This window comes from Sphingomonas sp. PAMC 26621, assembly GCF_000251145.1.
Classification (GTDB): Bacteria; Pseudomonadota; Alphaproteobacteria; order Sphingomonadales; family Sphingomonadaceae; genus Sphingomonas.
In genome coordinates, this window is record NZ_AIDW01000037.1 from 1 (window position 1) to 20113 (window position 20113).

The 20113-nt window shown below is 57.5% G+C and carries 23 protein-coding genes; 11 read left to right on the forward strand and 12 right to left on the reverse strand.

Annotated elements, in window-relative coordinates; genetic code table 11:
• The 6 genes from RI03_RS17695 to RI03_RS17705 form a co-directional block, all read left to right on the forward strand.
• A partial coding sequence (locus RI03_RS17695; protein WP_026046831.1) for an IS5/IS1182 family transposase occupies positions 1 to 292 on the forward strand: 292 nt, incomplete at its 5' end.
• A 271-nt stretch (positions 293 to 563) separates the two neighbouring features.
• A complete protein-coding gene (locus RI03_RS24170) occupies positions 564 to 773 on the forward strand; it encodes a hypothetical protein (protein WP_170318404.1) in 210 nt (69 codons plus the stop codon).
• Positions 774 to 919: 146 nt separating this feature from the next.
• Positions 920 to 2035, forward strand: coding sequence for an acyltransferase family protein (locus RI03_RS22870; protein WP_238542437.1), 1116 nt, complete (start codon positions 920 to 922; stop codon positions 2033 to 2035).
• Positions 2036 to 2162: 127 nt separating this feature from the next.
• Positions 2163 to 4901, forward strand: a complete 2739-nt coding sequence (locus tag RI03_RS17700; RefSeq protein ID WP_010218965.1) for a hypothetical protein — start codon at positions 2163 to 2165, stop codon at positions 4899 to 4901.
• 114 nt (positions 4902 to 5015) lie between these two features.
• On the forward strand, positions 5016 to 5645 hold the full coding sequence (locus RI03_RS22875) for a PEPxxWA-CTERM sorting domain-containing protein (protein WP_170318406.1): 630 nt from the start codon (positions 5016 to 5018) through the stop codon (positions 5643 to 5645).
• A 113-nt stretch (positions 5646 to 5758) separates the two neighbouring features.
• Positions 5759 to 6043 (forward strand): hypothetical protein, encoded by a 285-nt coding sequence (locus RI03_RS17705; protein ID WP_010218966.1) that lies wholly within the window; start codon positions 5759 to 5761, stop codon positions 6041 to 6043.
• A gap of 13 nt (positions 6044 to 6056) precedes the next feature.
• On the opposite strand, the gene RI03_RS17710 is transcribed toward RI03_RS17705, so the two are convergent.
• From RI03_RS17710 to RI03_RS17725, 5 genes are all read right to left on the reverse strand, one after another.
• Positions 6057 to 6332 carry a hypothetical protein gene (locus tag RI03_RS17710; protein WP_010218967.1) on the reverse strand — a complete coding sequence of 92 codons (276 nt, stop codon included), beginning with the start codon at positions 6330 to 6332 and terminating at the stop codon, positions 6057 to 6059.
• A gap of 919 nt (positions 6333 to 7251) precedes the next feature.
• Entirely contained in the window at positions 7252 to 7536 is a 285-nt protein-coding gene (locus RI03_RS22885; protein WP_010218968.1) for an HU family DNA-binding protein, read from the reverse strand.
• 1041 nt (positions 7537 to 8577) lie between these two features.
• A complete protein-coding gene (locus RI03_RS17720) occupies positions 8578 to 8826 on the reverse strand; it encodes a hypothetical protein (protein ID WP_010218970.1) in 249 nt (82 codons plus the stop codon).
• A gap of 208 nt (positions 8827 to 9034) precedes the next feature.
• Positions 9035 to 10066 carry a ParA family protein gene (locus RI03_RS22890; protein ID WP_010218971.1) on the reverse strand — a complete coding sequence of 344 codons (1032 nt, stop codon included), beginning with the start codon at positions 10064 to 10066 and terminating at the stop codon, positions 9035 to 9037.
• A gap of 217 nt (positions 10067 to 10283) precedes the next feature.
• The gene (locus tag RI03_RS17725; protein ID WP_026046832.1) at positions 10284 to 10508 is read right to left on the reverse strand and encodes a hypothetical protein; all 225 of its coding nucleotides are present in this window, start codon (positions 10506 to 10508) and stop codon (positions 10284 to 10286) included.
• 144 nt (positions 10509 to 10652) lie between these two features.
• On the opposite strand from RI03_RS17725, the gene RI03_RS23710 reads away from it, so the two are divergent.
• The 3 genes from RI03_RS23710 (at position 10653) to RI03_RS17735 (ending at position 12839) form a co-directional block, all read left to right on the forward strand.
• Complete coding sequence (locus tag RI03_RS23710; RefSeq protein ID WP_138995716.1) at positions 10653 to 10850, forward strand: hypothetical protein; 198 nt, start codon at positions 10653 to 10655, stop codon at positions 10848 to 10850.
• A gap of 75 nt (positions 10851 to 10925) precedes the next feature.
• The gene (locus RI03_RS17730) at positions 10926 to 11561 is read left to right on the forward strand and encodes an SOS response-associated peptidase family protein (RefSeq protein WP_010218972.1); all 636 of its coding nucleotides are present in this window, start codon (positions 10926 to 10928) and stop codon (positions 11559 to 11561) included.
• Positions 11562 to 12299: 738 nt separating this feature from the next.
• Positions 12300 to 12839: a DedA family protein gene (locus RI03_RS17735; RefSeq protein ID WP_010218973.1), complete on the forward strand. Its 540-nt coding sequence runs from the start codon at positions 12300 to 12302 to the stop codon at positions 12837 to 12839.
• Positions 12840 to 13080: 241 nt separating this feature from the next.
• On the opposite strand, the gene RI03_RS17740 is transcribed toward RI03_RS17735, so the two are convergent.
• Complete coding sequence (locus RI03_RS17740; protein ID WP_010218974.1) at positions 13081 to 13476, reverse strand: hypothetical protein; 396 nt, start codon at positions 13474 to 13476, stop codon at positions 13081 to 13083.
• 40 nt (positions 13477 to 13516) lie between these two features.
• The gene (locus tag RI03_RS22895; protein WP_081504260.1) at positions 13517 to 13837 is read right to left on the reverse strand and encodes a hypothetical protein; all 321 of its coding nucleotides are present in this window, start codon (positions 13835 to 13837) and stop codon (positions 13517 to 13519) included.
• A 174-nt stretch (positions 13838 to 14011) separates the two neighbouring features.
• Between RI03_RS22895 and RI03_RS23715 the strand changes: the two genes are divergently transcribed.
• Positions 14012 to 14356, forward strand: coding sequence for an energy transducer TonB family protein (locus tag RI03_RS23715; protein ID WP_138995717.1), 345 nt, complete (start codon positions 14012 to 14014; stop codon positions 14354 to 14356).
• Positions 14357 to 14793: 437 nt separating this feature from the next.
• Positions 14794 to 15615 (forward strand): DNA adenine methylase, encoded by an 822-nt coding sequence (locus RI03_RS17745; protein ID WP_010218975.1) that lies wholly within the window; start codon positions 14794 to 14796, stop codon positions 15613 to 15615.
• Between the two features lie 91 nt (positions 15616 to 15706).
• On the opposite strand, the gene RI03_RS24175 is transcribed toward RI03_RS17745, so the two are convergent.
• From RI03_RS24175 to RI03_RS24795, 5 genes are all read right to left on the reverse strand, one after another.
• Entirely contained in the window at positions 15707 to 15910 is a 204-nt protein-coding gene (locus RI03_RS24175) for a hypothetical protein (protein WP_170318407.1), read from the reverse strand.
• A gap of 827 nt (positions 15911 to 16737) precedes the next feature.
• Complete coding sequence (locus tag RI03_RS23720) at positions 16738 to 17376, reverse strand: hypothetical protein (RefSeq protein ID WP_138995718.1); 639 nt, start codon at positions 17374 to 17376, stop codon at positions 16738 to 16740.
• Positions 17377 to 17676: 300 nt separating this feature from the next.
• On the reverse strand, positions 17677 to 17856 hold the full coding sequence (locus RI03_RS17760; RefSeq protein ID WP_026046834.1) for a hypothetical protein: 180 nt from the start codon (positions 17854 to 17856) through the stop codon (positions 17677 to 17679).
• 1210 nt (positions 17857 to 19066) lie between these two features.
• Positions 19067 to 19684 (reverse strand): hypothetical protein, encoded by a 618-nt coding sequence (locus tag RI03_RS24790; RefSeq protein WP_010218980.1) that lies wholly within the window; start codon positions 19682 to 19684, stop codon positions 19067 to 19069.
• Positions 19685 to 19735: 51 nt separating this feature from the next.
• Positions 19736 to 20029, reverse strand: coding sequence for a hypothetical protein (locus tag RI03_RS24795; protein WP_010218981.1), 294 nt, complete (start codon positions 20027 to 20029; stop codon positions 19736 to 19738).
• Between the last annotated feature and the right edge of the window lie 84 nt (positions 20030 to 20113).

The window sequence follows — 20113 nt, forward strand, 5'->3', positions numbered from 1 at the left end:
GCTGCTCGACGATCTACCCAAGGCGCAGTGGATGCTGGGCGACCGCGGCTATGACGCAGACTGGTACAGGGACGCCCTTCAGGCAAAGGGCATAACACCTTGCATTCCGGGGCGAAAGTCCCGGATCATCCCCGTCAAATATGACAAGCGCCGCTACCGAAGCCGGAGCCGTATCGAGATTATGTTCGGTCGTCTGAAGGACTGGCGCCGCGTCGCTACCCGCTACGATCGATGCCCGACCGTCTTCTTTTCCGCTATCGCGCTCGCCGCCACCGTCATCTTCTGGCTCTGATCAATGAGTCGTGACCCTAGGCTCGGTGCCAGCGGCAGGTTGGTCAAATACCTCGTTCACATACAGTCCGGCTACGTCGACAGTCACGGCTCACAATACGGTCGCTGGGCCCGATGGCTCGACGCTCGACGCATCGACGATCCGCCTTAACTGCACCAGTGCATCTAGCGGCTTCCCGTCCGTGGAGTGCGCAACGAGCGCAAACACGGGGAATATACTGGTCACGGCCTCGGTATATCTGCGAGGAAAGGCAGGTGGTGAAGTTCTTCAGTTGAAAATGTTCGGAACTGTAACCTCCGGAAATAACAATCATACCCCGGATGTTGCTGCTAAGCAGATCACTCTTACGACAAGTTGGGTAAAATATTCCGTTGCTGGAACCGTCCCGGCATCGTCGAAAGCGATCTTCCAGATCGGTGTCCCAAATCTGGTTGAAGACGCATCGTTCGATGCGGCTTGGGCAAACTTGGTGGCGAGCTAATCGAGCAGGCCATCACTTTGCACTCAGGGGATCGTCAGACCCCCGGTTCCCTGAGTGCGGATCCTACCCCACTTGGAACGCGCTGCATCCGCAGTCCGACGATCTGAGCGGCTTGCTCGTAAACCGCTAAAATGCCTAAAGGCCGAATGCTTGATTTAGCTTCCCCCTCATGCGCTGTCGCGCGACCTAGAAAAATCCTGAGCTTGACCGGCATACGAGGCATTGCGGCTCTATGGGTGCTATTATTCCATATCCAGATTGTAGCTGAGACCCACGGGTACAAATTGGGGCACCCAGGGCATAGACTACTTGATGCAGGTTGGACTGGGGTAGATCTGTTTTTTATGCTATCTGGCTTTATGCTTATGCATAGTAACGGACAAGATTTTGTACAAATTCGTGCAAATCGCACTTACAACTTTTTTGTGAACCGGGTTTTTCGGGTTTACCCGTTGGCAAGTGCGGCCCTTCTGATTGTCCTCATTCTATCATTCGCAAACCCGGCATACGTCGAGGCGTGTAAGTGGAACAATTCGGACTGCTTTTCGCTCGTATCTTTTATTAAAACGGCAGCCCTAGCGACGCGATGGCTTCCAATGAAATCAGAGTGGAATGAGCCAGTTTGGTCGCTGAGCGTCGAACTGGTGGGCTATGCGGCATTCCCGATCCTGGCCTATTCCATACTAAAATGTAGGTCGGCCTACTTCGCTATAGCGATAGCGGTATTAGCTATCGGCTTCACTATGGCCATGCAGTATGCCTCTGGCACTCTTGGATTGAACAACGTCACCCAGAGGGACTGCCTTTTAAGAATGGGCGGGTTTTTCACCGCAGGAATTGCACTGCGGCGGTCATTAGAGATTATGCCTCATAGTTTTGGTCTTCGCTGGGCAGCAGCAGCGAGCATCATATCGTCCGTCGCTATAGCGGCCCTCTCCCTCGCGATGGTGACACGGGGGTTGATGCCGATATTTTTTGCTACACTTATTGCATCATTATTTTTCAGCGTTGGTCCAATCAATCGGTTTCTTGCTTCCGCACCGGTTGTCTTCTTAGGCGACATCTCGTTTCCGCTGTACCTTATCCATCTAATGCCACTTGCGATGTTCGCATTCTACGCACAGTCGAATGCTCTTTCCGCCGTGGCATTCCAATTGTGCTACCTGATATTAATAGCAATACTATTCCTAGTAGCATGGGGTTTGCACGTATCAGTTGAGAAACCGTCTGTAAGGCTTGGCCGTAATCTCCTAAGGTTTTAGGAAGCGACCAACAGACTTGTAGATGGCAACTGATTGCAGGGAATTAAGAAACTTTCCTGTCTATTCCATAGCGCCAACCTAGACCTAGGATTCAATATCCTTCCGTCTGCAAGTCTGGAACGTTCGTATGGCAAACATCGACTTCGGCATTGGGCTTGACACCTCCACAGGCGACCTATTCCCGGATGCCGTGGCGAAGCTCGGCCTTCGGGTCGATGCGCTTGCCATTGCCGTCATGCCCACGCCGACCTTGGCGAAGCTGATCGCCAACCCGCAGCCGGCGGAACCCGACCCCACCGTGCCGAACTCGACGCGGGGCTGGGACTTGCTCGACGCGCACAAAATCGACCACTATGTAGAGGTCAACCTTCAGAACTTTAACAACGTAAGCTATTATCTTGGCATGACGGCTGACGGACAAAACGGCTGCCGAGTGGATATCAACAATAACCACCTTATCGGCTATAACGTCGTTAATGGTGTCGATACCAATACCGGAGACTACTACGCCTTCGATAGTTCATTCTCGGTTCCGGGCACCACATTCCACTTCGAGTTCACTCTTGCGAATCGCATGCGGCTTTATGCCAAGCGTGCTGCCGATTTGGACTTCACACTTCTATCTGGTTTCACCGCGCGCATGAACAAGCCGGTTGGGACATACACCAAAACTGCCCTGTCCAATGCGCCTAGCGGCACTCTCATCAACAGTGCCAAGGCGGGCCCGATCGGATCCGCCACTAACCCGCTGGTGGCGAGCAATGCGCAGTTCCTGCTTGCGTCGAAGACGGTTCGAGCAACTGTGAAATATTATATTCCTGTTGCTGACACGCTCATGGCGCAGATCGAAGACTCCGCCGGTAACGTGCTTATCGCGGCATTGCCGGTCAAGGTCATCAGCAACGACACGGCTGGAACCGCTGTGGTCGAAACAAACTGCTCTGCCATGGACAATATGCTCGGCAGCGATTTCAACGTTCGTTTCGTGTTCCAAAACTACCCAACGGTTAGAGGAGCTATCGCCACCAACTACCCCACCAAGTCGAGTTGGGGCAGCAATGTGCAGCCAGCTACCGACTACCAGACCAACCGCTCCGCCTTTACCAACCTCGGTTTCTCCGGGCACTGGCAGGACACGTTCAACGGATACGCACGGCGGAACGCCATTGACGACCCAGCTTTCCTTGATGCCGACGGCATGCCGCTCAAAAGCGGGCTAGTGATGCAGACTGGATTTGCCCCGGCCAACCCAGGCCAGGTCGTCCACATGGAAATGACCTGGACGGGCGGGCCGATCAACCTGTGGATCCGTCCGCTCGAGGGCAGCTGGACTTTCTCCAATCAGGTAAACGTGAATGCCAACACGATCCACTGGGACGTGGTGCGCGATCACAACGACCCTGCGGAGGCGAACGCGATTCAAAGCCTCGTTCTGCAAAGCATCGACGAGACCAACCCGCCGAAGAACCTCAGCATTCATGTCGTCGGCGCAGATCTGACAAAGCGGTTCGACCCCAACTATCTGGCGTTCGTCAGCGAGCTAGACGGCCCGATGCGCTTCCTCGACTGGGGGCAGGCGCTCGATCCCTATGGCTACAACACCAAAAGGGGCTGGGCGAAGCGCACGCGCCGCAGCGTTCTTGGCAAGGGGCCGCGCGGGCTTGCCTATGAGGACATGCTGGAGCTCAGCCAGCTTACTGGCCGCGACGTCTGGCTCTGCCTGCCTTCGTCGATGCCGAGCAGCCCCGAAGGTCTGGACGAGCTTTTCCGCGTAGCTCAGATGATGGATACGGGGGCCGGTGCCGAGGGCGTCACCGGGGGCATTCCCGCACAGTGCAAAATTCACATGGAACTCGGTGACGAGAACTGGAGCGCAGGCAACCCCAACTATTTTTGGCAGGCGGATGTCGGGCGGCCCTTCGTTCCCACTTATGGCGACACCCAAAGCGATGCCGACCGCGCCGCTCGCCATGGCTCCATGCTGGCAGGTCGCTTGATCTCGCAGAAGATTTTCGGCCAGAAAATTCGCGATGCTGTGCCGACATGGCAGTCGCGCGTCATCAATGAGCTGAATGTGCAAATGGGCACGAGCGATCTGGGCAACCTGCTTGGGCAGGGCCAATTTTGGATTGACGCGCTGCCCTACGTCGATGCGATCTGTAAGGCGCCATATCTGCCGAACGATCCAAACGTATCGCAGTCGGCAACGCCGCCAGCCAGCTATTCTCCTACTGATGTCGTCGCCTACCTTGATGCGGCACTGAACGACAAGATCATCAGTTTTGCTCAAGATCGTCAGCAGGTAAAATCGACGGGGAAGCCACTCAATATCTACGAGTGGAATATCTCTCGGGTCAGCTTTCCGCGCACGAAGGAGGACGAGTTCATCTGGCTCACCAGCCCTGAGTTCTTCGCCTTCATGCGGGACCGGTTCATGCCGTTCATCGCCTCGGTTGGTGGGGCAACTTGTGTCTACAGCGATACTGGCTGCTACAACAATGGGCAGGCATGGGACGTCGACACCGGGCCGGGTTCGGCGGCCAATGCCCTCATCGACGGCATGCGCGCATATTTGGGCAAGCCGACGAGCCGCAACTACGCACACGGGCCGGCAGCACTTACCGCAGGCGTGCTATCGGGCAACGCCGCTGGCAGCGCCTTCACGATCACCCCGCCGACATGGCCCGCAGGTACGCAGGTCATCACTCGGGCGATCGTCGGCAATGGCAGCAACTGGAGGAAGATCACGGGCACCGCGAGCGACCGACAGGGGTTCGTTGGGGGCAATACGATCGAGTATGTCGAGTTCGTCAAACTGGGCGATGGCTTCACCTTCCAGCACAGTAACAAGATCACCTTGACCTGATCCGACGGGGCATCGCTCCGGAATATGCGCTCACGAGCGAGATTGACTCATCTTAACGCATATTTACCATCCCCTTGGCTCCACGAATCGTGTGCAGCCAAGGGGAAATACAAAATGCGTACCATCTGCATGGCGCTTTGCGCCTCGAGTTTGTTGTGTGCAGCGCCAGTCAGCGCGGCGACAATTGTTCAAACTGCGAACGGCGGACCGGCGTACGTCAACAAATTCGACCTAGCGGTGGGCACGCTTACCAGCGTATCCATAGCTGCTTCGTACTCAGTAGACGCGTACTTTAACTATCCGTTTCAAGCGGGGACACCAGTTATCCAGGCGTCGGGTTCGTATGCGGCCAATGATACAGTTAAATACGACATAACAGGAACTTATCAATCATACCAAGTAAACCCCGATCTTATCGGAATTACTATTACCGGCACGGCAGCGGGTACGACATTCAGCAATCTCGAGTCTTATATCGGGAATGGACTTGTTGTATTAGCCCCAAGCCTGTATTTTTCCTCATCGTATTCAATAAATGGCGTGGCTATCGAAATGGCTGCCAACCCCTTTCCAGCTCGATCGCGCGACAGATACACTGTTACGTACGACTATATCCCTGCTGCTGTTCCAGAGCCGGCAACCTGGCTCCTGATGATCGCCGGTTTCGGCATGGTCGGTTATGTCATGCGTCGCCGTCGTACGCCGTTCGGGACAGCCACATTTAGTGGCTCTGCCTGTGCCTAATTGTTCCGGGGCTGGCTACATTGTCAGCCCCGCCCACTTCAACTGCCGCAGTATCCCGTTAAACTCTGCCGTCACACCCTGCGACCGGACCGTTCGTTCGAGGAGTGGTTAGGATGTTCACAGTTGGCTCAGTCTCCTCCGGAACGCTGAACCCGAAGAAGTTATTACGGCCATTCGCGCGCAAGCTCGATGGCATGACGGAAGAGGACTCGCGCATAAAGTTTCTCGTCGTAGAAGCGCTGCAACCTGTGACCGCAGCACGCGCCGATGATCTGGTGAACGAACTTTTCGATGCGTTACGTGAGTACGCGCCTCCCGGATTTGAGTTTGGTTCGCTGGACGATGACCCGACCAACTTTGGGTTCTGGCCGAGAAGCGGCGGTGCGGTTACTGCCTAGCCAAACTGTACCGTCACCGCAGCCGCGCATCCACCTCGAACCCCAGTGCCACCAGCCGCGTCGCGATCGCCGCGTAATCCCCGCGCCGGCTGCTGAGCGATATCGGATCGGTCCGACCAGCATCCTGCCAGAAGCGGGTGAGGTCCTTCGGATCGCGGAGGTACGGGTACAGCGTGCGGAGCGCTAGCTGCACCGGATGTGTGGTGATCGGGTCGGCTGGGTGCCGCGCAACCGCCTCGGCCAACACCTGTAGGGCAAGGTTGATGAGGGCTGTGTCGCGCTTCGCCATGACCGCTGTGAAGCACGGGCCACGGCGATTCGGCTAGAACATTATCGGAACATCGGGATCAAGTCGGCGTGTGGCGGGAAGAGAGGGTATTACTGCCTAAGCTTGGTAATATCGCAAATTACTTCAGAGCGGCGCCAGGGGCCATTTCGTCTGTAATCAACATCAGGGCAAAGGCGAGGAGGACGATACCGAACAGCGCCAGCACGACTATGCGAGATATTGTCAGAACGACCGTCATCCTCCACCCCTTCCGATTGCAGGTATGGGACTGCGTCACGCACGTAGGGCGTGCCGCAGTCCCGCCAGGCCGCCCCCCCCATGAAAAGCCCGGCAACGATGCTTTATGAAAGATTAACGACACAACAACACGTATGTCCACAGCATTGCATCATTTCAGAACACTTTGAACGTTCATGGCGAAAGATGATCGTTCCGATCAGCGAGAGTCGTCGGAGGGGCACCTCCACACAGGACCCCAAGTCAGGCGGTTTGTCGGGAAGGGAATGGCGTTCCACGCGATTGATTGGGCGTGTTAGACCTTCTTCGTAGGGTGGGAGCGGGCTGCATCTCGGAGGGAACCGAAGACGCAGCCCTGGCCGCGCGTTCTTTTGGGGGAGGACAACGCGGTTGAGATGATGGGTACGCTTTGGTCGGCAAATCACAATAACATAGCGCAAGCCGCGCCGCCCAAAGCGGCAACGCAAAAAACGATGAGTGCCGGAGCTATTATTAAAGACGAGCAAGGCGCTACCCTCCTGGCTCCCAGTCCTCGCGTTCCCGATCAGCCGCGGATCGTCCCGAAAATCTTGCGCCAGCCTCTGCTGCTCGTTGACCGGCAGCCGCGCCGGGCCCGCGCCGCGCGCGAACCGCAACAGATAGCTCGATGGGCGGCGCAGCATTCGCAACAGCGCCGTGACCGTTATGCGTCAGCCGCTACCCGTTTTCGCAATTCTTTTGCAGGTTTGAAGTACGGTACACGCTTGGCTTTGACTTCGACGGCTTCCCCAGTACGTGGGTTGCGACCCTTACGCTCGTCCCTGTTTCGCGTTTCGAACACACCAAATCTGCGGAGCTCGACACGTCCACCGTTTTCCAGTCGCGACGTGATGGTTTCAAAGAATGCAGTAACGAGTCCTTCAACCTCTCGAATTGGCAAACTTGGGTTCCCTTCGACAATCGCTGAAACTAGATCGTGTCGGTTCATAACACGTCCTCCGATGCCAGGCCGCTAGGGGCGTTTTTTGACCGTAATCAATCAACGTTGAATCACGGTATGGGATCTCTTTGATCATGCAAGGTGAAAAGGTCTGCGTCGTCACTGCCCTTACCGAGATGAACCTAGAAATTACAGCCTGCTTGAAGACAACTCAGATGTGCTTCAGCTAAGGTCTTGAAATCGGGCACCAACTTTAGGGACACCATATTTCGTCCCCATGCCTTTGTTGATCGGGACTGCGCAACGAACGGAGGCAATTGCGCAGTCCCTACCACGCCCCTCCCCTCGTCGGAGCTTGGCAATTTTGTTTACGGTAAGTTCACGAATTCGCAACACGAATGTCCAATTCGGGACCGGTTTTGAAAGGAAGAATCGGACCTGGCATATCAGTCCGACTGCGGACCGATCTGCTCATCGATCGCTGCATCGAGCAAGTCATTCCAATCGCTCCATAGATCGACGCGTATAGAAAGGACCGCCGTTTTCTGAGAATCGTTCAGAGGCCCCTCCTTTAACCAATGTGCTGGGACCGGTCTGACGGCTTCGAGCATGGCCTCCGTCGGGCCGCGCATGACGGAGAGAAGCCCTCGGGCGTCTTCAACGTACTGGGTCCAGACTGGCCTTTCAAAGTCCCAGAATTGAACCGCCCGCTCGTCTCTCTCTCGCAACGCTCGCGCGATACGCTCCAACATACTCACACGGGGTCTCCAGCGCGACCAATACAACGGTCTGCGTAACAATTGTCTAAGTGGTGTCCTGTGAGGCTCAAACGCTACGAGTTTATGACGTTTGAGACCGATTGTTTCGCACCTGATCAGCCGTGGCGGAAGCTACTGGTTCAATAGGAGCGGGCTGCAGCGGGAGGGCCCATGCTGCAGCCCAAGCCGCGCGTTCTTTGGGGGCCAGCTGTTGATGTCATGGGTACGACTTTGCCTGCGGATCACAACAACATAGCGCAAGCCGCGCCGCCCAAAGCGGCACCGCAAAAAAGGATGATTACCGCAGCTATTATGTAGGACCAGCCGGGCGCTACCGGTCGGGTTCCCAGTCCTCGCGTTCCCCGAACAGCCGGGGGTCGACCCGGAAATACTGCGTCAGCAGCTGCTGCTCGTCGACCGGCAGCCGCGTCGGACCAGCACCGCGCGCGAACTGCGACAGATAACCGGACAGCCGGCGCAGCATGCGCGACAGCGCGGCGAGAGTCACGCGGTGCTCTACGGCCAGCGATCGCAGCGTCTCGTGCACCTGGTCGGGTGTGGCGGCGACGATAGGATTCATTCCGCCATCCTCGTTTCATCATTCCACGAGCGCCTACGAAATCAAGAACACGTCCGCTACCGCGACGGCATCAGCCATAGCGGCAAGCGCGGGTGCCGTGGGTCACCACGCCACCCCCGCTAGACTAACGACCTAATTGAACTATAGACTATTTTACGTTGGCAGGATACGAATGTTAAATACTTGCGTATACTCTGAGGCAATAAAGTCAGACTCCGACGATAGTTTCAACTGTTTCTGCCAAGGCTGTGAAAGACCTTTTAAAGCCGTCTCGGCTTTCTTTCATGGTCTTTAAGATTACTCCTGCTTGTTCAATCTGAGCATCGGACAAAGCAAATACCGGTGTGCTAAACTTCTGAGATTGAGCTATCAGGGAGTTGAAGTCAGCAATATTTATTAGATTATACGGAGTATCGGAAGGCTTTGCAGCGAGAAAAAGAGCTTCAGAGATTGACATTCCGTTTGCTCTTAAAGCAGGAACCAAATGATTATTTACTGCAATTTTAATCTTATCGATCCATTGTTGAAAAGACACTGCAGGATTTCCAAGTCTTGGGCGGTAGCGCTGCGAAACAATTCCACAAAACTTTGGGGGCTCTACTGGGAATGGGTATAGGAAGCTCTGATTGCGAAACGCGGCAACCTCAAAGTTCCATCGAGGAAGAACTCTTGCTAATGATGACATTGCCTGAAGGCAATAATAGTCCGGCGACGTCGGAACTATAAAATAGTCGCTGCTCATCAGAAAGCATTGGTTCAATGCTCCGACGCTAGGACTCATATCTACTATTACGACATCGATGTTGTTTTCCTGCGCCGTCATACGAAGCAAAGCGCCTATAGAACCAGGAATATTTTGCAACGCTGGGATGGCAGCACTGGTGGACAACGCAACCGAGATCTGTGTTTCGTTCTCCGCTAAATCGATATTGCCGGCCAGCAGAAAAAGATTAGGGTTACCCGTGGCCGTGATTTCGGCCGGGACGAGTGGCTGACCGGTAGCCTGGAATATCGGTCTGAGAGCATCACTGATGTTTGCGTTCGGCCGTGCGTCGTAGAACGTACTGAAGTCGTCGGTGCCGTCAAATCCCAAGACCGTTCCAGTCAAATTGCACTGAGGGTCCCCGTCGACGATCAGCACCCGCTTTCCACGCTCGGCCATAGCCCAGCCAAGATTGAACGCGGTCGTCGTTTTGCTGACGCCGCCTTTGTGGTTAAACAACGAGATTATTGGGATCATGAAGCCCCCCCCATATTTTAGCGGCATCCCGTTGGGTGCTCGCCGATTGCCCGATCGATTCGGCATCATAGCAACGTCCAATCATCCGAGGGGTTTGGCAATAGCGGTGACTGAGGGCGCCTAATTGCGGCGGTAGACCTGTCGAATAGATACCCTACGGAGCGGGGGGGCGCGACCGAATTCGGCATCGTCATCGCCATTCGTTCGCCACATGCCATCATGCTGCCCCCGCAGGTTGCGCCAGACTATTCCACGCCTGCGCATTTGAAATGGCAAGGTGGGCAGGCCTCGTGATACTGCTGTCGTTCGATACCTTGGCTGCCTGCGCAACGCCGGGGTCGTTTATTCCTCGAGACTGATCGGACTTGATGCCCAGCGTCTCGAGCAGGACGGGATCGCTACCCTCGTTGGTGTGGAGATAGTCGGCAGTCACCTGCTTCAATTGTCTTAACCGCTGCACGCGGCCAATGACACAATGGTGGACCGGCAGCCACCATCGATTTCGCAGAACACGTTGAAAGGACGCTGCTGGAGCCCGACACCGTTGACGTGTACGCCCCTTCAACTGAGGAAGGGGAAAATTAGAATGACTTTCAAATCCAACCGCGAAAATGCAGAGCTGGCACAAGCGGCAGCGAACTCAGCCACGCTTGAAAACGTCCGGATCCGAGAACAGAGATCGGCAGAAGCGTATGCCGCACTAGCTACGCGCGATGAACGCATTGCTGCCAAGGCGGCGCTACTGGCGCCGAGCAGTGCCACGGACGAACCCGTCGAGAAGTAGGCGCGAGCGCTTCGGTCAGTTGACTGATCACCGGTTTACCTCGACACTTATCACGTCCTGCTACAGGCTCGCGCAATGTGTAACCGCGCCCGCAATAGCCACGAGCCGGAGACGCTCCATGCGCACTTCGGCACGATCTTCACCCCCGATCGGCCGATGGACAACCGCTTCAATCCAAGCGAACTGATGCCGCGTAGCCGGGCATACGTGATCCGAGAAACTGACCGCGGCCGATGCCTGGACGTCATGAGTTGGGACGTACTCGGCGGTGGCGCGGCGTGGCCAATGACAAACGTGCGCAACCTCGCCCTGCCCCAGTGGCGTGCGCTTGCCGCGCGGCCGGAGAACCGCTGCCTCGTGCCGCTCAGCGAGTTCTGCGAATGGACGCCAGAGACACACGACCTGGGCGACGGCAAGAAGCCACTGAAGGGTGAGATGTGGTTTCAGGTGACCGACCAGCCCCTCTTTGCAGTCGCCGGCTTTTGGCAGCCGACCGCGAAGGGCAATGGCTTCACGATGGTGACCTGCAACCCGAATGAGCTTGTCGCACCGATCCATCCGAAAGCGATGATCACGGTTCTCGAACAAGCTGACCATGAGCGCTGGCTGCGCGGCAGCTACGACGATGTGGTCGCGTTGCAACAGCCTTACCCTGCTGAACTGATGGCTGTCAGAGGCCCGCTGTTCCCAACCCGACGGAGCGAAAGGTGACTGCGTGACCGCACGTACGCCGATACCAAGTGGCGTGTCGTTTACGAATCGTTAACCAAAAAGGAGCATCCTCTCGCGATCGAAGGCGGGGGCCGGAGATTACCGATGTCACATAGTGACGAATTGCTCATTGAGCTCGAGCGCGTCAGGCGCACCGCAGATCACATCTACGATAGACGATCACAGCAGGCGCTGCGTCTGTACGCAGACGACTTGGGAAAGCAGGTTGTTTCGGAATGCTGCCGCGAACGACGACAAGTGGTGATCTGATCCCCCTCTGCGATCGGGGCGTCGATCCGCTGGCGCATTGAGAAGGCAAATCGTAAGTCGGGTGGCACGAAACTGCATCGGCAAGCAGCTGAAGGGCCGCCTTGATCAGGGCCGTGTCGCGCTTCGCCGTACAGGCGGTGCAGCACGGTGCGCGGCGATCCGACTAGAACATTGTACGAATAGGATGAAGGCGGGCTGCGGTTCGGATGGTACCGGAATCGCAGCCCTGGCCGCAGCAGTCTTTGGGGAAGCGAAGCGGTTGACGCGGGCTATACACTTGCTTTTGCCCGCCACAAGAGCGGACTTCAGATATCGGCGATGCCTATGCGGCTGACTTACAGCGGGAAACGGTGAGTACTCCAGCGTAACGCCCCTCGCCGTCCCAAGGCGCTTGGCTTGGACGTTAAGCCTCAGTAGCGCGGCATCGGAGCTTTCGGCTCCGCTAAGACGTCTGCGAGGACAATTGCCTTGGAACACTTGATCTTGCACTATGGCGTCATCGCCATCTTTTTGGGGGCGGGCATTGAGGGCGAACCGTTTGCGCTGGCCGGCGGTGTGCTTACCCACCGGCATTGGCTTTCGCCGTATGCCGCTGCGTTGGCGTCAATCGGGGGGTCTTGTTTTGTTGACCAGCTCTGGTTTCACCTCAGTCGACATTATCGGCAGGGTAGGCTCGTCCAGCGTGTGGCGCAGCGTCCCGCCTTTGCCCGCTCGCTTCTCCTGATCGAGCGCCACCCGGTGTGGTTTGTGTTGCTGTTCCGCTTTGCCTATGGTTTGCGCGCGGTGGCGCCGGTCGCGATCGGGGCTTCGCGCCTATCGAGCCGCGTGTTCATTCCCTTGAATGTCGTCGCCGCGATCGGCTGGGGCACCCTGTTTACGGCCCTGGGCTATTGGGTCGGACCACAATTCGAAGCGATTGAGGCGCGATATGGAACGGGCATCGCTGTTAGCATGGTCGGCGTTTCAGCGCTGGTACTGATTGTGGCGCTACGTCGCGGGCGGGCGTGATTGCTCGGTCGCTAACGCTCAGTTGCGGTCACTGGCCTGCGTGCTAGGCTCGACGGATGGACCAAGCTTACTACGCCCTTACCGAGACCCTGATTCCCTGGGTTGAAGACTGTTTCGGTACGGTGGGAGCTTGGTTTGCCGCGGTTTCGCTAATCATGCTGTTGATGGCAGGTGTAGTCGTAATCGCGCTGCGGTTGATACACGGTTGATTGACGGTCTTCAGTCGGTCGTCTTCCGCCCATTAGCGGACGTTTGAACGTCTACGCATTTGTATTGCGACCGCTCCGATCAAGGCTGCCACGAACAGCGTCATGAGCCCGATGCCGGGCAATGCGAGGAAGACTAACCCGCTCTGCGAATCTGGCTCCGCGAAATTCCAGTATACTGCGTGAGCTTCGTAGAACGACCAGCCAATTATAAACAGCAGCGCCAGAGGCGGGATCAAACCGTCGCGCGCTATTACCGCCCAGGAGCAAGCGACCAACACGGGGCTTGCGTTGAAAAGAAACACTCCACCGACGAACCCGAGTTGCCCAATGCTTTGAAAAGGACTTGCGAGCCAGGCCATGCCCGCAGCCAAAGCGAATATGGCGATGACCGCCGCTACGATATTAGCTCGTCTCACCGATGCAGCCATAACCGAATTCGATATATGAAGCCATGTCCGCTTTCCACAATTAGCAGCCGTTGGCATCGACCATGTAGGTTTCAGGTTTACCGCGTGAAGTCGGTTCCCAGCCTGCCGCCAAGGCAGCGCTGACGCTGTTGGCAACTACCGACTTGCTGATAGGTGGTCGCCTGCGGTGCGGCGATCCATTTCCAGACTTGGGCATTGGAAACTCCAGCAACGCTTCGCGTTGCCCGCCCTTCTGGCGAATGGATAACACTAACCCCCGCCAGCCATCCGCCGTGCACCATTGCGGCTCCCGCTGGACCGCCCACTCATAGGTCAAACCATCGACTTCAATGGTGTCGGCAAGATCGCGAGTGTGAAGCATCGGAGCCTTTTGGCGCGCGACAGCTATATCCGCAATCCAACCAGGTCGCGACGTTCAGGAACCGCCGGCGCGCCGGCTGTTCCTTAAAGGCGACTGGCAGCTTTCGGGGGGCTAAGCGGACGGATCGGAGACGCCCACTTGCAGTCATTTCACGCGTCATGCCAGGGTCCGGTAATGGTCGTTCGTATCCCCGCACTCGTCATCGTTGCCGCATCTCTCGGGCTGTCCGCTTGTCCCGCCACGGCTGAAGAACTGCCACCCGTACCTGCAACACTGCTGAACAGATCGGGCATCGTCTGCGTCAGCATTTCTAAACAAGGGAGCGTCAGTGGGGCTTACCTCCTCAAGAGCATGGGCGATCCGCAAGCTGACCGGGATATGTTAGATTGGGTGCGCCAGTTGCATTGGCCAGTATCAACGCCCGCCGAGCAATTGCGGGACACATGGTTCCCAATGCCGGTGTCCTTCGGTGACGCCAAGTCGATCAATACACCGGCAAGTTGTTCAGCCCCAGCATAGCTGCCCTACCGAAAGCGCCCAGTTTCGGACATTGATAATCGCCTTAGACGACGCATAATCGCGGCATGGCGCACCGAAAACCAAACCGAGCGGGATGCTTCGTTTCACTCGCGCTGTCTGTCTTAGTCGGGCTGCCGATATGGGCCGTATTGCTACTCGGCGAGCGTTCTTGCGACATGCATATCGGTCCGCCGTGCGCGATAAGCTGGGGCTGGCTAAAGCTGCTCAACGGTTTGGCTATAGCCGCTGTTTGCGCTGTCGCTGGTTGGCTGGTTTCATTCTTGGTCCGTGTTGGAGGCAACGACGATCCGACCGGTGACGGCAGCTAACCAACAAAATAGGACGTTCCGTCTTCCCTACGCAGCTTCAACGCGGAATTTTCCGTCCGTCAAGAAAGCCCTTTCCTACAAGATAGCGTATGTGGTCCAGCCTCATAGATGGGCCACGAACGTTCAAAAACGCTAACTGTCGATCTGCCGTCGAAGGCGGTTCGACCTGTCTCTCCCCCTGCCCCCTATATCGGTGGCAAGCGCAATCTCTCGCGCCGCCTCTGCGCCCTGATCGATGCGACACCGCACGACACCTATGTCGAGCCGTTCGTCGGCATGGGCGGGGTGTTTCTCAAGCGCACGCGCCAGCCCCGAGCAGAGGTGATCAACGATATCTCCGCAGACGTCACCACACTCTTCCGGATCCTGCAGCGGCACTACCCCCAGTTCATGGATGTGCTGAAACGGCAGATCACCAGCCGGGCCGAGTTTGACCGGCTGCGCGCGGCCGCGCCAGAAACGCTGACCGACCTCGAGCGCGCCGCGCGGTTCCTCTATCTCCAGCGGCTGTCGTTCGGCGGGAAAGTCGACGGGCGATCGTTCGGCATTGATCGACGGACGCCGGCACGCTTCGACGTGACCAAGCTCGCACCAATGCTCGACGAGCTTCACCAGCGGCTGACCGGCGTTGTGATCGAGCGCCTGCCCTATGCAGATCTGATCCGGCGCTATGACGGCCCGGAAACGCTGTTCTTCCTCGACCCGCCCTACTGGGGGTGCGAGGGCGATTATGGTCCGGGCGTGTTCGAACGGTCCGACTTTGAGCGTCTGGCAGAGCAGTTGGCTGGAATCGCTGGGCGCTTCATTCTGACAATCAATGCTATGGATGGCGCGCGCGAAGTGTTCAGTCGTTTTGACCTCGCCGAGGCCGAAACGACCTACACCATTCAACCGCATCGACCGGCGGCGGCAAGCGAGCGAAGGAACTGATTGTCCGCGGGTGAAGGCTTTTTTAGCGGAGAGAAAGAGGGGGTCGGCCGCTTGCGCGCCCGACCCCATTGAGTTTCACCGGTCTAACGGATTAGCGCTGAGGCAATCCGGTCACATGATTGCCTCGCCGCCCGGTGTTGATCTCGGACACACGGCCCGGATTGGTACCGTAATCAGCTGCGATGTCATGCTGGTGATCACCCGCCCGGAGGCGGGCCCAGATGTCAGCGATAGCCTCATCGGACAAGGGGAAGCGAGGGCGGCGCTGCGGCCGCTGGGGGAGATTGTTTGCCATGATTAATCCTTTGTTGGCAAACGACCGGTATTGACGGGAGTCGTCCAAGGTATAGACGTAGCCGCCTACCCCGGGGTTTATCCCGCTCCCGCGTCCGGACCAGAAGCCCGCGAGAGTTGCCCCCGATCAGAAACCCCGGCGCTGCCAGGCGCTGGGGTTTCGTCGTCTCAGGGACAATCAGTTCATCACGTAACCGGACTCGCAAGAGTCGCCAAGCGGGTCTGTCGGCGTGATTAACTTTATGTAAACCAAGGCGTGTATGAGATTTGATAGTTTCTATGGTAAATAACGAATTAAGAGTTTTCCGCCGCGTTTCGATCATAGCGTAATGCTATACCGAATTGCTGAATGCGTCTTGTGTCGCACTTTACGAGGGGTGCAGTACCAAGTGGGAAAGCTTAAGCTGCCAGCGCCTTTGTGCCGACCTGCGATGCTGCTAAGACATGCTGGGCAAGCCGCTTGATCCTGCTGTCGTCGGACACCTAGCAGGCTGAGCGATACCGGATCATTGATGCCGCGAGACTGATCGAACTTGATCCCGAACGTCTCAAGCAGGACGCGATCGCTGCCCTCGTCGATGTGGAGATAGCGGGCGGTGAGCTGCCCAGCTGTCTCAGGCGGTGCCGGCGACCGACGATTTGATAGTAGGCCCTGCCGTGACCAGTCGATGTCGCCAAACATGTCACGGGGACATCGCTGGACTGCGGTGATCAGGGTCGTGTCGCGCTTCGTCATCCGCGCGATGAAGCACGGGCGGCGGCGATTTGGCTGAAAAAATCTTGGCAACAATCTCTTGCCTGTAGACGGTTTTGGCACCGCCCACTTGCTCAAGCCTTGAGGCGATTTACTCTCTTTTCAGGGGGTTCAGGCAAATCGTTATTGTCGAAAAATTCTTTCGAACGCCTCGACCACTCATCCAACTCTTGTTGAGAACCAGAAAAGAATCCAAGAGCGATTTGAACCCATCCAGCGAACTTGGAAAGGTTATCAAGCTCAACTAATTTAATTGGGTAAATTAGATTATTTGGATAGCTAAAGTCTTTAGCATTATCTTTGAAATATCTAATCCACCCGGTTCGGTAAGCGAGATCCTGATGAACTACGATATTTCTAACACTCATAATATATCTAACGCTGCTTAAAATATATTGCCCAGATTCACTTTTGAGCTTTTCTGGACTTTTAATCTCTAAGATCGTCGTAAGTCTACTTATAAGCTGACTATAGCTTGGCTGCCCAAATACGGCGCGTGACAACTCTGGTTCTAAGCCCAGCAAACCTTGAACCAAGTAATAAAACCGCTTTTCGATCGTGCAGCAGGCTGCCACGAATCGCCCGATTGCTTGGCAATGCGGCTCGGGTATAGGGACATCCTGACTTTGGTAACCTTCGGGTCCATCTGGATCAAGGGGCCCATCGCCAGCTGGGTTTCGGTGAAAGTCCGCATCGTGAACCGTAAAGGGCATCTGTTCTCTCCACCTCAGGCCGTCGGACCTTTTCCGCCTTTCGCAAGACTGATAGTTTTTCCAACAAACTCAACAGTTTTTATCTCTGCCGCCACGGCGATGTGACTGCGTCGTGCAATATTTCGTCGGGGGGCTATGGTGGTTCCGCCGGCGCAGCGAATGGTGACGCGTCTACCACACCACCGGCTGCGGGTTGGGTGGCCAGAAGGGCAGCAGCGCATGCGCAGAAAGTCAAAAGCAATGCTGCTGTCGCAAGCAAAACCGCTGACCAGTCCCCCCGACGCCTTACTGCTCCCAATCTTACCGTTCGCCGAACAGCCGCGGATCGACGCGGAAATATTGCGCCAGCAGCCGCTGCTCGTCGACCGGCAGCCGCGCCAGCCCCGCGCCGCGCGCGAACCGCGCAAGATAGCCCGATGGTCGGCGCAGCACCCGCAGCCGCTTTCGGCGTAGCAGCGTGACGATCTCGACCGGGGTCATGTCCCTGGCCTCGGCATTCATGGGGTCACCACACGGTAGGCAACACTGTCTAAGTGCCCAATCGTAGGTGACTCGTCTATCCGATGCTCCCAATCGACGCGCCCCGCTTGCTTGGGACCCATGACACGCCCATTCCGCAACCGGACTTCGACGGACGCTCGCAACGACACAGGGCATCTGCCGCCGTTCCATTCGATCCAATCTCCCTCGCTCATGATCCGGTTTCCTCGGTTGGGGATGGGAGGGGCGTGAGGGCGCGGAGACTAGGCTTGGAATAGCCGCCTGTACCGAAAAGATGGCCCGCGGATGGACAGCAAAACCGGCTATGTTCTGGGGCTGTTCTGCGGTTGTTCACGCCCCTTAACGACGAGAATCCGCCGAAAAAGGGGCGTATTGTCTCGGTGTAAACGAGACGCTCTACCAACTGAGCTAATCGCCCCCCGGACAGGGAACCCGCGTAATAGCGCGCTTTTCGCTGCGAGCAAGCTTGCGATTTTGCAAACGGCCAGGAGCCAAACGGAAACGAGCGGAGGGGTGCGGAGATAGCAGTCCCGAGCTGTTCCCGAACCCCGTAATGGTCACAGCGGAGGCGATGCCATAGCGTTACCGGGCCCGTTTGTTTTTGCCGGTACTTATGGGGTGATGAACCAGGCCCGTCCGACCAGAGGCTCGAGACGCTGCAATCACCGGTTGTCGAGCACGGCGTAACGCTCGGCACGGCGTGGCTGAAGTCCATCGGGGTGACTCTCAGGTGCTTCGCCAGCGCGGCTCTCAACGCAAATAAAAGAACTCGCTTCATTCCGCGGCAAACGCGACGCGCATGGTCCGCTGGCGGTCGAGGCGGGGGGCGAGATGATCGCATCGAATTCCCTGTCCCACCGCGGTCCGTAACGGCGCTGTAAAATCGCTCTTCAGAACGCAACTTCGTGATAAGTATCGAAGTGGGGGAGAAACAGAAGTGGGCGCTGAAACTCTAATATGGGCAGTCCCGGCAATGGCTTTCGCCGTGATCGTTATTGCTGCTGCGGCCAGTAGCTTGGTATCAGGCAATGACCGGTTGGGCGCAGCTCTGGGCATCGTGTCCGCAGTTGGCGCAGTCGTTCTGATAGGGTCGATTTGCGCAACCGCGGTGCCGTAGCGCACTCGGGACCGCCCCCATCAGCCGCGACTACGCCATTGTTCTGCGACGGTCGGGCGGAAGATCAGCGGATCACGCGATTCCGGTCCCCGCCTGGCGCACTGCCTCCACATAAGAGCGCATGCCCGCGCTAGCCCGCGCGGATAGCGCCATGAACGCGCGACGGCGGTCGAACGGGTCGGGGCGGCGCTCGAACAGCCCCGCCTCGGTCATCCGCGCGATCCAGCGCAGCGCGGTGGTCGGCGCGACGGCTGCGGCGATGCACAGGCTCGACACCGACACCTGAACCCGCTCGAGCTCCGCCGCGAACAGGTCGAGCAGCATGTCCCACGCCGGATCCTCAAACAGACCGGTGCCGAACACCTGGTCCCGCAACCGTCGCGCCCGGATCGCGTCGCGCACGTCGCGCACGCGGATTTCGGCACGGGCGGGAGTGCTCGCGGCTCGATAGCTCGAACCCGGTTCGCCCACGCCGCGAACGCCGACGTCATCGTCGCCGCGGATCAGCCGCGTCAGCGTCTCGGCGATGCGCGCGATCTCCTCGTTCAGCCGCAGCAGGCGGGCGGTCTCGCTCGTCCCGCCGACATCGTGCAGCCGCGGCAGCGCCTGATGAAGCGCGATCGAAAGCGCGGCGATCCGGTCGCCGATCGATGCGGCGCACAACAGGTCGACCGGGGCCATTCCGAGCATTGCGCTGACCAGATCGATCTGCGCTGGCTCAAGTACAATGACCAGCCTGGTCTACCCGCTTTCCGCAAAGGCCAGCAAGGCCGGAAGCATCTGTTCGAGCAGGTCGTCCGACACGCCCTGCGTCTCGGCCAGCACGACGCTGACCAGCCCCTGCTGCTCGAGCCGCGCGCGCGCATCCGCCCACGCAACCTCGCCGAGCCAGCGGGCGCCGGTCGCGATCGCGGCGGCGCGGCCATCGGCACCCCCGTCCGCGTCCGCGATCAGCAGGATCGACGGGTCGCTCCTGCGCAGAGGATCCGCGCCGGCCGTGGCGGAAGCTTCGAGTGCGGTAAGCGCCTGCATCATCCCCGCTCCCCCCAGATGCGGTATTGTCCAGCCGATTTATGTGTAAATTACGCAATATCGAGCGGACCGACAGTCATGATTGCA

What these genes read in the sequence shown, in the direction of transcription:
- RI03_RS22895 (WP_081504260.1), bottom strand. Translation starts at nt 13,837, where the DNA reads ATGCTTCACACTCGCGATCTTGCCGACACCATTGAAGTCGATGGTTTG.
- RI03_RS24795 (WP_010218981.1), bottom strand. Translation starts at nt 20,029, where the DNA reads ATGATGCAGGCGCTTACCGCACTCGAAGCTTCCGCCACGGCCGGCGCG.
- RI03_RS17760 (WP_026046834.1), bottom strand. Translation starts at nt 17,856, where the DNA reads ATGACCCCGGTCGAGATCGTCACGCTGCTACGCCGAAAGCGGCTGCGG.
- RI03_RS17700 (WP_010218965.1), top strand. Translation starts at nt 2,163, where the DNA reads ATGGCAAACATCGACTTCGGCATTGGGCTTGACACCTCCACAGGCGAC.
- RI03_RS22885 (WP_010218968.1), bottom strand. Translation starts at nt 7,536, where the DNA reads ATGAACCGACACGATCTAGTTTCAGCGATTGTCGAAGGGAACCCAAGT.
- RI03_RS24175 (WP_170318407.1), bottom strand. Translation starts at nt 15,910, where the DNA reads ATGGCAAACAATCTCCCCCAGCGGCCGCAGCGCCGCCCTCGCTTCCCC.
- RI03_RS17705 (WP_010218966.1), top strand. Translation starts at nt 5,759, where the DNA reads ATGTTCACAGTTGGCTCAGTCTCCTCCGGAACGCTGAACCCGAAGAAG.
- RI03_RS23710 (WP_138995716.1), top strand. Translation starts at nt 10,653, where the DNA reads ATGACTTTCAAATCCAACCGCGAAAATGCAGAGCTGGCACAAGCGGCA.
- RI03_RS17720 (WP_010218970.1), bottom strand. Translation starts at nt 8,826, where the DNA reads ATGAATCCTATCGTCGCCGCCACACCCGACCAGGTGCACGAGACGCTG.
- RI03_RS22875 (WP_170318406.1), top strand. Translation starts at nt 5,016, where the DNA reads ATGCGTACCATCTGCATGGCGCTTTGCGCCTCGAGTTTGTTGTGTGCA.
- RI03_RS22890 (WP_010218971.1), bottom strand. Translation starts at nt 10,066, where the DNA reads ATGATCCCAATAATCTCGTTGTTTAACCACAAAGGCGGCGTCAGCAAA.
- RI03_RS23720 (WP_138995718.1), bottom strand. Translation starts at nt 17,376, where the DNA reads ATGCCCTTTACGGTTCACGATGCGGACTTTCACCGAAACCCAGCTGGC.
- RI03_RS17740 (WP_010218974.1), bottom strand. Translation starts at nt 13,476, where the DNA reads ATGGCTGCATCGGTGAGACGAGCTAATATCGTAGCGGCGGTCATCGCC.
- RI03_RS23715 (WP_138995717.1), top strand. Translation starts at nt 14,012, where the DNA reads ATGGTCGTTCGTATCCCCGCACTCGTCATCGTTGCCGCATCTCTCGGG.
- RI03_RS17745 (WP_010218975.1), top strand. Translation starts at nt 14,794, where the DNA reads ATGGGCCACGAACGTTCAAAAACGCTAACTGTCGATCTGCCGTCGAAG.
- RI03_RS24790 (WP_010218980.1), bottom strand. Translation starts at nt 19,684, where the DNA reads ATGCTCGGAATGGCCCCGGTCGACCTGTTGTGCGCCGCATCGATCGGC.
- RI03_RS22870 (WP_238542437.1), top strand. Translation starts at nt 920, where the DNA reads ATGCTTGATTTAGCTTCCCCCTCATGCGCTGTCGCGCGACCTAGAAAA.
- RI03_RS17730 (WP_010218972.1), top strand. Translation starts at nt 10,926, where the DNA reads ATGTGTAACCGCGCCCGCAATAGCCACGAGCCGGAGACGCTCCATGCG.
- RI03_RS17710 (WP_010218967.1), bottom strand. Translation starts at nt 6,332, where the DNA reads ATGGCGAAGCGCGACACAGCCCTCATCAACCTTGCCCTACAGGTGTTG.